We start from the raw sequence: 13,181 nt of genomic DNA on the forward strand, positions 1-13,181 counted from the left end.
CCGGCTAGGTTCAGCTCGACTGTTGCAGATGTTCAATTCGTCTGTAGGTCTCATAAAGCGAGATCATGTCCCCTTGGGCCATCACCTCCAGGGGAGAACGTCCTTCGAAGAAATCATTGGCATTCTGCAGGTTTGGGAACCCTTGAACGTTTTCTTGATTTTCAAAGACCGTTCGCAACGCGGCATGAATGTTGAGCACCAAGCTGATTCGCTGCTGCTGATCCAGATCAAGGCGTACGCTGGCGCTGGAATCCCGTGAGATCTTCTGGCGGGTCGCGGTGGATATGCGAAGAATGCTTCCGACCTGCTCGGTGGTCGCGTTCCATCCATCAAGAATTCGCAGGGCTGCCCTTAACCCTACGGCCAACTGATTTTGAGTGAGCTCAGCATTGGCGTCCGTCATTTGAAATCTCTCCGTTACCGCGTATCTACAGTCCAAACCGCCGTTTGACTAGCTGATCATGAGGTCCGGTTTCCTCACCACAAGCTTCTTGACCATCTTCTCACCAGTCCAGGCCATCTGGAAATGAATGCGGAGGATCATGAGGGCTGGACGGCTTCAGTGCTGCAACCAGCCGAAGCACTCCCACTGCCTTTTCGAGCTGACGCGGTGATCTCTTGGAGAAAAGACCGGGTCAGCCCGTAGGCTTGTCTTTTTTGCAGAGCGCTGGCCAGCCTTGGAAGCGCCAAATAAATTTGCTGTTTTTTCAATGGAAGCTCATGAGACTTCAACAAGTAGTCAGCAGTCGATTTTAGAGCTTCTAGCAAATGCTGATCACGTTTGCTCCAATCAACGGCAGAGTGATTGCCGATTCGCCCGTTTGGTAGCTCTCCAAGTCTACTGGTCAGCCATTCCCTGTCGTTTCGATAAAGCCAGGCATAGACTGTCGGGTGGCGGCATCTAATTTGCTTCGCGCTCTCCTTTGAGAATCTCTTTACGGTATTTTCCCAGATCGACCTTCGTTTCAACTTTTCGTTAGATGTGGTTTTTTCTTTCCACGCATTGGCTACTGATGGCTCTGATCGCATCAATTTATTTAGAGTCGAAATAGTTATAACGAAATCCTCACATAGGCTATGTTTTGATTGACCCTGAGAAAGTCTGAGTAAGATAGCAGCTCTGATATCTTTTTTTAGAGTTTTTGGTCGCCTAGCCGCTATCAATATTTTATCGGAGGTGGAATTTATCTTTTTGACACATTTAACTGAATTAACAAAGCCTGACGTAATATTCTTGGATGGCGTGTAAGAATTGACTATCTGATCGTGTAACTTGATGAAAGCAGCGAGAGACCCAAACAGCCAAGTGATTAGCGTGAGGTGCTTCAAGGGGTGGACGTGCCCCCGTGGGACTCGCACAAGCCCACTCAAAAATATGACGGCCTCCTCGGGGCTTCTGGGCATGCAACTGAATGGTTGGTAGGCCTGAAGCCCATTGATGTGGCGCCAGAGCGCACTGGCGGCTGCCTTCTGTCCAGAACTGCGTTCACCGTACTGAGCCAACGCTGTCCTATACACAGCGTTGACAGCGCTTGGATCAAAAACCCTCTGACATCCGAAACTTGCTAAGCCGATGATGGCCTCGACAAGATCTTCCAGCACTTTCCGGGTCGCGGCTGTCGTTTCAATTCGAGGGGCAGGCAAGAGATCTTCTTCTTCGGGCAGTAACCACTCAAATTGGCCTGACCACTGTCTGTTCTTTGTGCTTTCTCGGAGATACAAACCGTGCACAGGGCAAATTGTTACCCCCGGATACTGATGAGATAGATGCCAGTAGGCCACGCCGACACGTATACGGTCGCAGAGCATACATGCAATGCACGCTTTTAAGGGGTGTTCTGCACCGAAGCGGTTTGTTAGCAAACCCAGGCGGTACTTCAGTGATCCCAATCTCGGGCTTAATAGTGCTTCCTTTGCAGCAAGCACATTTTCTTGAGATTGAAAGGGAAAGAAAAAAGGAGCAATGGTATGCTCGTTTATGATGGATTCAGGCGTACCCCAATTAGTGGTAATTTCATTCAAAGCGCCTAAATTATAATTAAAATCGTGAATATATCTTTTATGAGTGCCGAATAGCCACTCACAAGTAGCGGCTGAGTCAATGCTGCAGAGGTATACATGCTGCCTGCTGCAGATGCTGAAGAAAGTTTCGTCTACGAGCCAGTTTAATGAAAATCGCACCATGGCTTTCACCATCGCTCAATACATTAATTTTGCCGATTATCATAGTAGGCGGTGTTGCGTTCAGCAAGGCGTAATTGGGATTGATAATCATTTGTGCATTATATAATTTTCAGAATTATATATTAAGACCTGCTTCGAGCTTGCCTCTAGGCAAGGTCAAAAAGACGGTGAGTCTGCACTAAGTAATTAATCCAGCTACCAACTTTTTATTGTCAGGCGGGAAAATGCAGCGGTACTATTGCCAGTTGTACAGAAGCGGCACAGTGGCCAGCATCAGGGCTGGCGATCTACGAAACCGCCACTTTTAGAATGATAGGAGATCACATGACATCTAGAAGCTAGCCAAGAGTGCTAATAGAAGTCAGGTAGACAAAGACCCCAGTGCGACCTGGGGTCTCTGTGGATAAGTCAGTTTTCGAAGCCTGACCCTTCCATTGTCTATCCCTTGCATGTGGGACGTCAAGTCCCGCACGACTTCGTTCATCCACAAGAAAGTTGGCGTTATCCACAGCGCAAGGTGCTGTCGGATGCCCGACTGGCAAGGGTTTGCTGCAGTCCTGACAAATTATCCCCAGTCAGCGCTGCGGCTGCTTTCCCCATGACAACGGGAAGAAAAACATGAACAGGCAGCAGCAATTTGACCTCATCATGAGTCGACAAAGAGACTTTCAGTGGGGCGATTCGTACGTTCCTTCGACGTTGGCGGTTCCTAGAGAAGCCCCTAAGAGGTCTCGTATCTCGCGTCTGAACAGCCGAAAGCTCAATCGTGCTATCCATGCAATGTCCAACCCTGAGCGTGTTTTCATTCAGCTCGCTCTGCACTCTCCATGCTTACTTGATATGCATGAGCAACGAATGCTCTCGCCATACGAAGCTCGCCACCCGCTGAGTGGCCATCCGCTTATGAAGGGTAGGTTCCCGCCGCCTGTTCGTGGGACTTTAGAAATCGCCAAGGAAATCGGGTTCAAGCATTTCGAAGTAACAGTGCGGGTTGGAGGTGTCTGGCGCAGGATGCCGTTCCCTTATCAAGGGGACCTACTCCTCTATTTGCTGGGTGCCAATGGCGTCCCTTACGCCGTGAATTGGACGATCAAGGATCAAGGCGCGGCTTTCGGTGAGCGGCGTCTGTCCAGCCTGAAGACCCCGGCACAGCAGCGGAAAGATCGAGATTACGCCGAGGGCCGAGCTGAACTGGAGGCGGCTTACTATGCAAGTGCTGGCATCAGGACGGTGAAAGCGTCTTTGGACAGCATTGCTCCTACCGTACAGGCCAATCTTGGCCTGATTTTTCCGATGCATGGCTTGTCTCTGTCCCACCCCATAGAGCTGCTGTCCGATTTCAGTGCAGAGGTCAAAGAATTCATCGCCAAGGGTGAGCCCGCCTTTTTGGTGATTTCTAAATTCAGTAAACGTTGGGGCGCTCCTAGCCAGTTTACGGCGCGGTTTTACCAAGACATTTGGGAAGGAAGGTTGAAGGTCAATTTCTTCCAGCCAATCCTCATTGATCACCCCCTGGAAACAGAGGGAGGTGATCTGCTGCAGGTGTACGACTCGCTTTTTACGGAGCAAGTCTCATGATTACCGGCGCTCAGTTGATCGCACCCGAAGGGTTTGGGGAACTCTGCAAAGGTGTTACCTACTATTTTCTTGTAAACGATCCAAGCCATAACCGAGCTCGGCTAATAGAGTTCATCATTGGAAAAAATCCTGTTCCGATTCTAATAACTTTAACCTCAACTCAATTCGAAGAGGCGCTAGAGACCGGAGTACTTCTGGAGACCGGAGTGGTAGAAAAGTATCCGCCCTGGCTAAAACGTATCGAGGGTGTAGCCATATCCCACCTAGAGGAGTGTCGCGTTTCTGCCAAGGAATCCTATGACGAAAAGGTTAACCGTCGTTTCCTTGCGATATCTGACCTGGTGCGCGACACCCAAAAGATACTCATCAGCAAGAATCCAAACGCTGTGATCAATGCTCGCGCCAATGCCTCTATCCCTAGACAGAATGCTGCGCGGCTACGTCTGTGGTTCTACGCCTACATCACGTTTGGACGTAACAAGTGGGCGTTGATGCCACGAACTCACTGTATAGGTGGGTGGGATAGGATGGGACCCAATCGCACGGTAAAACTTGGACGGCCTTCGCCGTTGGGTAAAAAGGCAGGATATCCCTGCGATTTGGAAATGCAGAAGAAAATATGCTCGGGATATGTAGAATTTACATCACCATCCCATACTTGGGATAGAATTCGTCGTGAAATACTTATCAACGAGTTTGGGTGTCGTGCGATTGAAAAATCAGGGGACTATATGTTTAGTCATCCCGAGGGGCTTCCTTTTCCGTCTTTAGCACAGATTCAATATTGGATCAGAAAAAATTTCAGCTTGCGAAAGCGTGAAGTCGCGCAGAGAGGTGCGAACAAGGCGCGCGCCAGGGCAGGTGATAAAGGAAGTTTCTCAGAAAAATTGATTAATGTTAATCAGCTTTCTGAGTTCGATGGATACTATATCAGTGAAAAACTAAGCGGCCTGACAGAGGGAAGTGTAGTTGACTCCTTTTGTGTCGTTCGTGCAGTGTGCGGTGTATCAGGAGCCATCGTCGGAATTGGATTTTCCGAAGGTAGGGAAAACATGGAGTCCTATCGGATGTGTTTATTCTCCATGGCTTTGAGTAAGGTCAAATTCTGTGAGCTTTTTGGCGTTGAGATCGCGCCCGAACACTGGCCCTGCGAGGGCTTATCCGGTAGCGTCGTATTTGATAGAGGCCCCGGTGCAAATTATGATGTCGAGCCACAGATTAACTGGCTCGGTGAGCTTGAGCTAACTCCGGTATTTTCGGGTCAATCTAAATCTACAGTCGAGTCATCGCACCCACGCGATAAAAATGATCTGGAGCAGCCGGTAGTTGTCCAAAGCAAACTGAATTTCGTCACCATGGCCAGGCGGGAGATCAGGCAGGTGCTGGAGGACAACCTAGGGTCTGATGCTACCGGTAGAATGGAGGAGGCTCTAATTCTCGCAGGAGTAAAGGCCACACCTATCGGGGTTTGGAATTATTGGAGTGGACGTGGGCGTGATTCATCTATCGGAATGCAGTTCGAAACTGCCGTTAGATCCTTCCTTGCTCAGCATCCTGCAACTATCAAGCAAGACGCCGTATATTTTTATGGCCGAAAATATAGGTCGCCCGAACTAGAAGCTACAGGCGTTTTTGACCGAGTATCAAAAGACTCAGTGATTCAAACAAGTGTCTACGTGCTTACCATGTGTGTTCGCCATATTTGGCTTGATCTAAACGGTGTTTTGTACGAACTTGATATGGTGCGCACTATTAGGACCCTTGAGGGGGAAAGAGATATCTCTTTGCGTAAGCTACAAGAGATTGACGGTCTCAGGCGCGCTGAGGTAGCTAAAATAATGGAGCAGAGAGCGGCGTTGCAGCAGGTCCAGCGGGACGCTTTCAAGCATGAAACGGGAGAGGATTGGCAAGCTGTTAAGCGCATTAAGGGACGGCCGTCCAAAAGCGCAGCTTCAAGGCGTGATAAATCGGATTTCGATAGAAGCCGAGGAAAGTAAAGATGACCGGCACACTGCAAGAACGCTTCACTCTCGCTATGGATAATGAATTTGTCCGGAAAGCAATTACTGTGAAGCCTGATCCCGTTTCTTCGCTAGCTGACGCGGAGCCATTTATGGCGGCAACAATAATAGCCGATGCATTGAAGCAATCGTTCATACCTAATCAATTTTCGCTGGATTTTATACATGAAATGGTTGGCCGAGCTTTTACGCATCATTGCTATGTTTTTCCAAACGAGGCCGAGCACCAGGCGAAGATTTATAATCCTCCTATAACGGAGCTTGTACCAATATGCCTAACGGGTTTGGCTGGATTGGGTAAGAGTCGAACAATTGATGCTTTGAAAAAAGTAATGCCGGTGCCATCAGAGTATCATTCGCCATACTTTGGCGGAGCTCTCACTCTAGAATCCTACTGGTACGCGAGTGCGGAAGGCAAGGAGAGCGGCAAGAGCTTGCTCTTGTGGTTTTTGTTTGGAGGCTCAGGTCGCAAAAGTGGTAATTTTGATAGGCTACTGCTTGAGTGTCGGCGCCGTGCATACAGGGATATAGTTTCATTGCTATTACTTGATGAAACTCAGCATATCAGCTTAGGTTTAGGTACAGCGAGGATAGTTACTATTCTGCTGACATTGATGCGCATAGGCCCACCAGCAGTTTTCGTATCTAACTTCAGTCTTGGGCATAAGCTCTTCAAACGGAACAATGAGGACAAGCAGCGTTTACTCCCCGAACCTCGGATCATGCTGCCTGATGAGGTTGGCAGTGAGGACTGGAAGGCATATGCAAATGAGTGCGTCAGGGTCTGCGGCGGTCATATCCGCACCCGAGGAAGAGATTTTGCCGCAGAGCTCCATCGATACACATTCGGGATTAAGCGGATTGCGGTGCATCTTTTGAAGCAGGCATACATCGAAAGTCGAAAATCTGGTCGGGCCTGGATTGAGATGGATGACCTCGGTAGCGCCTTTCGTTCTGCGGAGTTTTCCGCCAATGCGGGCGATGTCCAAGCTCTCCATAATCTGGCATTAGGTGAACGACGATTGCAGAAGGCTCGCCCCGATTTGTGGTGTCCGTTTGATCTGCCGACGGCTTATACGAGTAGCGTTGCACAGTCGGCCATTGCCGAGCGAGATAGACAGGTGGCCGAAACGATCTTCGATTCTGCCCTCAACGCGGCAGAGCGCGCGGCGAAGGCGCAAATTGTTCAGCCTAGTGACAAAAAGCCTAGCAAGAGCTCTCGGAGGCCGCCTGCAGCAAAGCTGAGTGAGGAGGAACAGAAGAAACTGTACTTCGAATATGAATGCAGGGGTCAGAAGCCTGCTAAGCAGCAAACGCGCTGAGAAAAAATCCATTAGGTATAGGGGTAGCTATCCATTTGCCGTCTTCAGGTGGTCAAGCCCAGAGGTGTTGTTTGATCACTTGGCCCCCCATGAGGACCTTTGAGGCAAAGCAGGTTCTATCCCGCTCGAACGATTGTGGAATCTTAGGCTACCGGATAGCTTGTAGATCACTGACGATAGCTCTCACAGAGACGCCGACATGTCCCTTGCAGCTCAAGAGCGTAGTGCTCTCTCAGCGTTACTTGCACGCACAGCTGACAACTCTGCTTTCTACACGCTGCTCACAGCGGCTGACGGGGTGCGCGAGATCAATGAGCTGGCAGGTCTTAAGGCTGACCCTCGGTATCGTTTGGTTCGTGTTGACCGTCGACTGGGACCGGCAAAGAGTGAATTTGAAATCGCCCTGGTCGACGATATCGAGATGTCAGTGGCCTTTTATGACAAGGTCACGCTCGTGCGTGCCCCAGGAGTCAGTAGCCGACTCCTTGCGCGCAACTCAATCTGGCGATCGGCGAGTAGCCGTCATTCCCTAGCTCTCCGCGATATTTCACAGATGGTGCTTTTCAACTACATCGTTCAGTACTACGACATCTTTCTGGCAGCGGACACGATGACAGATGGCGGCAATTTTAATTGGCACCGCCATGTCTCCAGGGCGATTGAGAAAGGTCTCTACGCCTTCGTGTACCACCCGACGACGCAAGCTCTTCAGTCAATTCCAACGCAGGGCGCGCTCAACGATTTACAGGATCTGGCATGGTCTGATGCCGATCATGAGGGCTTGCGAGCCGTTATCTCGCTTTCTCCTATGGTCAGTCGTCTGGAAATAGAAGATAAGCCCGTGTAGCGATCCCTGTAGGTTTAGAAAGCTGGTGACCGTTGCAGCACCCGTGTGGTGGCGGTCGTACAGAAGGATAATGCATTTTAGGTTCGCACCGCCAACGGAGCGACTTTCACTGCGCGTGCTGTGATGGTGGCATCAGCGGGCTTCAGCCGTCCTTTCATGCCTGATATTCCTAGGCTGGAGAACTTTTCAATACGCTGTCTGCATAGCTCAGCTTATCGAACACCTGAGGCCTTTGCCGGTCAGCGTGTTGTCGTTGTGGGAGCTGCGAACTCGGCTGTTCAGATTGCCTATGAGCTTGCCGGTGTTGCACAGGTAGAGCTGGCAACCCGCGAGAAGATCCGCTTTTTCCCTGGGACTGGATTTTCCTGCCTGGCTGAAATTCACCGGGTTCGGGGTCACGACGGGCGACAGACTCTCCATCGAGCTTCTCAACAGCGATATCGTACTCAAGCCAGTCCGCGAGCGCCGTGAATCTGATTAGCTACGCTTTGCAGGCCCTCTGTGTCGTCGTGTTGAGCTGTTGAAGCTTTCTAGCGAGGATATATGGGACGGCAGTCAGCCTACTGCCGTCTTTCTAGTCGGTGCGTTATTTGGCTGGATAGTTGGCGACTACTAGGTCCTCTCCGCTTTTGGTTAACCCAATGACTTGGTAGGCATGGCTTACGCCATCAACCTCCATGCCTGGGGATCCAGCTGGCATTCCTGGGACGGCTATCCCGACCAGATCGGTCCGCCCCCTGAGTTCTCGAACCTGCTCAGCTGGCACGTGGCCTTCAACAAACTTTCCGTCGATCACAGCTGTGTGGCAGGACGCTAACCGTGGCGCTACGCCCAGCTTCTGTTTCACTGCGCTCATGTCCGTCTCAACATGGTCGGTCACTTTGAAACCATTGGCTTCCAGGTGCGCGATCCACTTCTTGCAGCAACCGCAGTTCGCATCTCGGTGAACGTCGATGGACAATGGCTCTGCGGCGTAGGCCGCCGAGGCCACCAGCAGCCCAGCGATTGCGGCTAGCCGAACGAGTATCCGGTTAGTTGGCATGAGTGTGCTCCTTACCGTCTTTGTGAACATGCGTCTTTGTCGACGATTTCGGGTGGGCGTCCGAATGGGCTTCGGCCGCATTGTGGTCACCGTGATGATCTGCGGCTTGGGCGGCGCCTGCGGGTGCAGCTCCATGGTCGTGAGCTGTCTGAGCATGGTCGTCATCTGCCGCTTCGTCGTGATCGCCACGCTCGGCATGACCGCTCCCGCCGTGCTGGCCCTCATGATTATGCATATCGCTTTCACCGCCGCCGTGCTGATGGCCGCCGCTCGTGGCCACTAAGGACTTGTACTGCTCAGGATTCATTTGGGGCAGTTGGTCAAGGAACGCGACGATTCCCCAGATGTACTCATCACCCATGCTCTTGCCCCAAGCGGGCATGCCGGTGGCTTTGATGCCGTGCTTGATCGTCCAGAACGCGGCAGCCGGATCGCCTCCGACACCCACCTTGGTGAGGTCAGGTGGCGACGGGTATAGCGCTTGGCTAAGTTCTGTCTTCCCAACGCCAGGGGCGAGGTGGCACCCAATGCACATGGCGTTGTAGTTGCCTGCGCCTGCCTTGATCAACGCAGCGTCCTTCAGGTCAGGCACTTCAATGTCTCGCGCTCGAACCTCAATCGACCGGTCGCGAGCCATGGCGAGAAACGAATGGACAGCCGGGAAGTGAGGATCATCGGCGCCGACATTCACCAAGCCGAAATACGCCGTGCCCAGTACCGCAGCACTTCCGACAGCACCGGCCACAAGCAGCGTTGTAATTGTTCTTTTCATGTTGGAATTCTCAGAACCACATCCTGATGCCGGCAACGAAGCGTGCCTCATTAACATCTCCACCCTCGTCTCGGATGAAGTCAGCGGTGTTGCCGTAGGAGCGGCTCCAGGTAACGCCTATGTACGGGGCAAACTGGCGGACAATTTCATACCGTAGACGCAGCCCGACTTCGGTATTGGCCAGACCCGAGCCAACACCGCGCTCAGGATCGTTCTTGCCATAGAAGTTTGCCTCGGCCGTGGGCTGCAAAATCAAGCGATTGGTCAGCAGGATGTCGTATTCGCCTTCAAGACGCGCAGCAGTCTGGCCGTTCTCGCCGATGAACGCCGTAGCTTCGGCCTCGAAGTCATACAAGGCCATGCCCTGAATACCAAAGGCTGCCCAGGTCTGCGGTGATTCCGGTTTGAAATCCTGACGGACTCCGGCGACCACGTCCCACCAAGGACTGACCGAGCGCCCGTATAGCAGTTGCAGCTCAGCGTCTTCGGTTACCCCATTGGTGCGCTCGCCTTCCGAGCGAACCCAGAGTCGATTGATGTCGCCGCCTACCCAGCCTGATGCGTCCCAGGCCAGGGTGCTGCCCTCATCGGCGTCTTGGTATTCGAGCTGGTCCAATAGGAAGAAGCTGTTGATTCCGCTGTCGTGCACCTGGTGGCCACCCAAAGGCGGAAAGGCTGCCTCGCGGTCGGCATCAGTGAGCACTGGAATCGGCGTGCGGCTCGTTGTGGTCGGAGAAATCGCTGAACCATGATTCATCTGGGAATGGTCCATGCCCTTCATCGAACCGTGATCCATGCCCTTCATGTTTCCATGGCCCATTTTGCTGTGGTCCATCTTGCTATGGTCCACCGGGCTGGATTTGCTCTGGCTTTGAGCATGCCCCATCTGGCTGTGATCAACAGGGGCAGGCTGTTTCTGCTGTTTGCTCACCCCCATCTTGCTGTGATCCATCGCCGGCATCGATTCGGACGGAACAGCATCCATTTGCATGGAACCGTGCCCCATTTTCGAATGATCCATGCCCGAGTGATCCATTTCTTCAGCGGCGAAGCTGGGCGTTACGCCCAGCATGCCGATTGAAACAGTCAGGGCCAGCAGTGAAGGCCGCCCAAGGCTATTGACCATCTTTCCCTGCCTTAGCTTTGTCGCTGCCATGCGATTCCATCATTTTGTCGTGGTCCATGCCTTCCATCGAGCCATGGTCCATCCCCTTCATCGAGCCGTGGTCCATACTTTCCATGGACCCATGGTCCATGCCTTCATGGTTCATCCCCTGACCCTGCTTGTCCTGCGAACCTTTGGCTTTACCGGCCTCGGTGGATTTCTGGGAATGCTGATCATGGTTGTCGCTGGACCACGACGACGGGGCATAAACAGCCAACATGCCGACCATCGCAGCAGAGAGGAAAAAGGCGCTTCGTTTCATTGGTTTGCTCATCTCAAATCTCCAGCTCATTCGTCCACACGGACTTCTCGGAACATGCCCATTTCCATGTGGAACAGTAGGTGACAGTGATAGGCCCAACGTCCCAAGGCATCTGCGGTGACGCGATAGCTTCGTTTTGAGCCAGGTGGCATGTCGATGGTGTGCTTGCGAACCATGAAGTTGCCGTTCTCGTCCTCCAGATCACTCCACATACCGTGGAGATGGATGGGGTGAGTCATCATGGTGTCGTTGACCAAGGTGATGCGAAGACGCTCGCCATATTTCAACCGCAGCGGTTCAGCATCGGAGAATTTGATACCGTCGAACGACCACGCGAACTTCTCCATGTGGCCGGTAAGGTGCAGTTCGATTGTGCGTCCAGGCTCTCGACCATCGGGATCGATGAAGGTGCTCCGCAAATCGGCGTAGGTCAGCACTCGGCGCCCGTTGTTGCGCAGGCCAATTCCCGGATCGTTCAGCTTCGGGGTCGGCGACATGGTCTGCATATCGACCAACGGGTTGTTTGTCTCGGAAGCCGGATGGCTCTGCATTGCACCGCTCATGCCGGCCATGCCCTCATGACTCAACCCAGCCATCGTGCTGTGATCCATGCCGGCCATGTTGCTATGGTCCATTCCAGCCATCTTGCTGTGGTCCATGCCGGCCATGCTGCTATGGTCCATTCCAGCCATCTTGCTGTGGTCCATGCCGGCCATGTTGCCGTGATCCATTCCAGCCATCTTGCTGTGGTCCATGCCGGCCATGTTCCCCTGGTCCATGCCAGCCATGCCGCTGTGATCCATTCCGCCCATGCTGCCGTGGTCCATGCCCATATCGCTCATGGCGATGATCGGGCGCGGATCTACCTCCGGCACGGGCGCTTGCAAGCCTTCACGAACTGCCAAGGTGCCTCGGGAGTACCCGGTACGGTCCATGGATTGCGCGAAGATCGTATAGGCCTGCTCGTTTTCGGGTTCGACGATGACATCGTAGGTTTCGGCAACGGCAATCCGGAACTCATCGACCGATACGGGTTTGACGTACTGGCCGTCAGCAGCCACAACAGTCATCTTGAGCCCAGGAATCCGGACATCGAAATAGGTCATGGCCGAGCCGTTGATAAAGCGCAAGCGGATCTTCTCGCCGGGCTTGAAGATACCCGTCCAGTTGCCGTTCGGAGCCTGGCCGTTCATGAGGTAGGTGTAGGTATACCCGCTCACATCAGCGAGGTCGGTGGGGCTCATCTTCATTTCAGCCCACATCTTCCGATCCGCTACAGCGGCCGACCAGCCTTTCTCGCTCACATCGTCAACGAAGTCGCTAACTGTGCGCTTGTGGAAGTTGTAGTAGTCAGATTGCTTCTTGAGTTTGGAGAGCACCCGCGCCGGATCTTCATCCGTCCAATCGCTGAGCATGACGACGTAATCACGGTCGTACACAAACGGCTCCGGATCCTTGGCATCGATCACCAACGCCCCATAGACCCCGGACTGTTCCTGGAGGCCTGAGTGGCTGTGATACCAGTAAGTGCCGTTCTGGTGGACCTTGAACTTGTATTCGTACATGCCATCGGGAGCGATGCCGTGGAAGCTCAAGCCCGGCACACCGTCCATGTTGGCGGGCAGGATGATGCCGTGCCAGTGAATGGAGGTGTCCTGTTTCAGCCGGTTGCGTACGCGCAGCGTCACGGTGTCGCCTTCGCGCCATCGCAGGATCGGCCCTGGCACGGAGCCGTTGATGGCCATGGCCGTACGAGCTGCACCCGTGATGTTGACGGGCAGTTCGCCGATATACAGATCGAAGTCCGTGCCGCTGAGCACGTTCGGTTGGCCAGGGCTGGTCACGGCCCAGACCGGCGCGCGCCACATGCCGAGCCCACCCAGAAGTCCGGTAGCGGCCAGGCCTTTGACGAAAGATCGTCTCGTGGTTTTGCTTTGCATGCCGTTGCGTCCAGTCAGGTAGATCGCTGATATCCAGGCTGCTAGATG

12 protein-coding genes are annotated in these 13,181 nt (G+C 53.0%); 5 read left to right on the forward strand and 7 right to left on the reverse strand.

Translation table 11 applies throughout. The features are described 5' to 3' along the window. Positions 1–10: 10 nt before the first annotated feature. Together N805_RS22410 and N805_RS30220 are read right to left on the reverse strand one after the other, a co-directional pair. On the reverse strand, positions 11–403 hold the full coding sequence (locus N805_RS22410; protein WP_019470295.1) for an antitoxin Xre-like helix-turn-helix domain-containing protein: 393 nt from the start codon (positions 401–403) through the stop codon (positions 11–13). 137 nt (positions 404–540) lie between these two features. Next, positions 541–2,184, reverse strand: coding sequence for a TnsD family transposase (locus N805_RS30220; RefSeq protein WP_230685737.1), 1,644 nt, complete (start codon positions 2,182–2,184; stop codon positions 541–543). Between the two features lie 618 nt (positions 2,185–2,802). Between N805_RS30220 and N805_RS22415 the strand changes: the two genes are divergently transcribed. The 5 genes from N805_RS22415 (at position 2,803) to N805_RS30225 (ending at position 8,423) form a co-directional block, all read left to right on the forward strand. Next, positions 2,803–3,762 carry a hypothetical protein gene (locus N805_RS22415; RefSeq protein WP_028614091.1) on the forward strand — a complete coding sequence of 320 codons (960 nt, stop codon included), beginning with the start codon at positions 2,803–2,805 and terminating at the stop codon, positions 3,760–3,762. Continuing rightward, complete coding sequence (locus N805_RS31070) at positions 3,759–5,759, forward strand: hypothetical protein (protein WP_026034340.1); 2,001 nt, start codon at positions 3,759–3,761, stop codon at positions 5,757–5,759. The genes N805_RS22415 and N805_RS31070 overlap by 4 nt, the downstream gene beginning before the upstream one ends. Positions 5,760–5,761: 2 nt before the next feature. Next, positions 5,762–7,105 (forward strand): hypothetical protein, encoded by a 1,344-nt coding sequence (locus N805_RS29430; protein WP_019470291.1) that lies wholly within the window; start codon positions 5,762–5,764, stop codon positions 7,103–7,105. Positions 7,106–7,304: 199 nt separating this feature from the next. Then, positions 7,305–7,952 carry a hypothetical protein gene (locus N805_RS22430; RefSeq protein WP_019470290.1) on the forward strand — a complete coding sequence of 216 codons (648 nt, stop codon included), beginning with the start codon at positions 7,305–7,307 and terminating at the stop codon, positions 7,950–7,952. Positions 7,953–8,075: 123 nt separating this feature from the next. Then, entirely contained in the window at positions 8,076–8,423 is a 348-nt protein-coding gene (locus N805_RS30225) for an NAD(P)-binding domain-containing protein (RefSeq protein ID WP_230676096.1), read from the forward strand. A gap of 115 nt (positions 8,424–8,538) precedes the next feature. Here N805_RS30225 and N805_RS22435 read toward each other — a convergent pair whose 3' ends face one another. Genes N805_RS22435 through N805_RS22455 form a run of 5 tightly spaced genes read right to left on the reverse strand, consistent with a single transcriptional unit; the run spans position 8,539 to position 13,133 of the window. Beyond that, on the reverse strand, positions 8,539–8,994 hold the full coding sequence (locus N805_RS22435; protein ID WP_019470289.1) for a DUF411 domain-containing protein: 456 nt from the start codon (positions 8,992–8,994) through the stop codon (positions 8,539–8,541). Continuing rightward, positions 8,984–9,766 (reverse strand): c-type cytochrome, encoded by a 783-nt coding sequence (locus tag N805_RS22440; RefSeq protein ID WP_019470288.1) that lies wholly within the window; start codon positions 9,764–9,766, stop codon positions 8,984–8,986. The genes N805_RS22435 and N805_RS22440 overlap by 11 nt, the downstream gene beginning before the upstream one ends. Positions 9,767–9,776: 10 nt before the next feature. Then, on the reverse strand, positions 9,777–10,892 hold the full coding sequence (locus tag N805_RS22445; RefSeq protein ID WP_019470287.1) for a copper resistance protein B: 1,116 nt from the start codon (positions 10,890–10,892) through the stop codon (positions 9,777–9,779). Then, complete coding sequence (locus N805_RS22450) at positions 10,882–11,205, reverse strand: hypothetical protein (protein ID WP_019470286.1); 324 nt, start codon at positions 11,203–11,205, stop codon at positions 10,882–10,884. The genes N805_RS22445 and N805_RS22450 overlap by 11 nt, the downstream gene beginning before the upstream one ends. Positions 11,206–11,219: 14 nt before the next feature. Then, the gene (locus tag N805_RS22455; RefSeq protein WP_019470285.1) at positions 11,220–13,133 is read right to left on the reverse strand and encodes a copper resistance system multicopper oxidase; all 1,914 of its coding nucleotides are present in this window, start codon (positions 13,131–13,133) and stop codon (positions 11,220–11,222) included. Positions 13,134–13,181 lie beyond the last annotated feature (48 nt).

Source organism: Pseudomonas putida S13.1.2 (assembly GCF_000498395.2).
Lineage (GTDB): Bacteria > Pseudomonadota > Gammaproteobacteria > Pseudomonadales > Pseudomonadaceae > Aquipseudomonas > Aquipseudomonas putida_Q.

Excerpts from the sequence above, each read along its gene's own strand:
- N805_RS22410 (WP_019470295.1), bottom strand. The coding sequence starts at position 403 with ATGACGGACGCCAATGCTGAGCTCACTCAAAATCAGTTGGCCGTAGGG.
- N805_RS22440 (WP_019470288.1), bottom strand. The coding sequence starts at position 9,766 with ATGAAAAGAACAATTACAACGCTGCTTGTGGCCGGTGCTGTCGGAAGT.
- N805_RS22435 (WP_019470289.1), bottom strand. The coding sequence starts at position 8,994 with ATGCCAACTAACCGGATACTCGTTCGGCTAGCCGCAATCGCTGGGCTG.
- N805_RS22430 (WP_019470290.1), top strand. The coding sequence starts at position 7,305 with ATGTCCCTTGCAGCTCAAGAGCGTAGTGCTCTCTCAGCGTTACTTGCA.
- N805_RS30220 (WP_230685737.1), bottom strand. The coding sequence starts at position 2,184 with ATGGTGCGATTTTCATTAAACTGGCTCGTAGACGAAACTTTCTTCAGC.
- N805_RS22455 (WP_019470285.1), bottom strand. The coding sequence starts at position 13,133 with ATGCAAAGCAAAACCACGAGACGATCTTTCGTCAAAGGCCTGGCCGCT.
- N805_RS22445 (WP_019470287.1), bottom strand. The coding sequence starts at position 10,892 with ATGGTCAATAGCCTTGGGCGGCCTTCACTGCTGGCCCTGACTGTTTCA.
- N805_RS22450 (WP_019470286.1), bottom strand. The coding sequence starts at position 11,205 with ATGAGCAAACCAATGAAACGAAGCGCCTTTTTCCTCTCTGCTGCGATG.
- N805_RS30225 (WP_230676096.1), top strand. The coding sequence starts at position 8,076 with ATGGTGGCATCAGCGGGCTTCAGCCGTCCTTTCATGCCTGATATTCCT.
- N805_RS29430 (WP_019470291.1), top strand. The coding sequence starts at position 5,762 with ATGACCGGCACACTGCAAGAACGCTTCACTCTCGCTATGGATAATGAA.
- N805_RS22415 (WP_028614091.1), top strand. The coding sequence starts at position 2,803 with ATGAACAGGCAGCAGCAATTTGACCTCATCATGAGTCGACAAAGAGAC.
- N805_RS31070 (WP_026034340.1), top strand. The coding sequence starts at position 3,759 with ATGATTACCGGCGCTCAGTTGATCGCACCCGAAGGGTTTGGGGAACTC.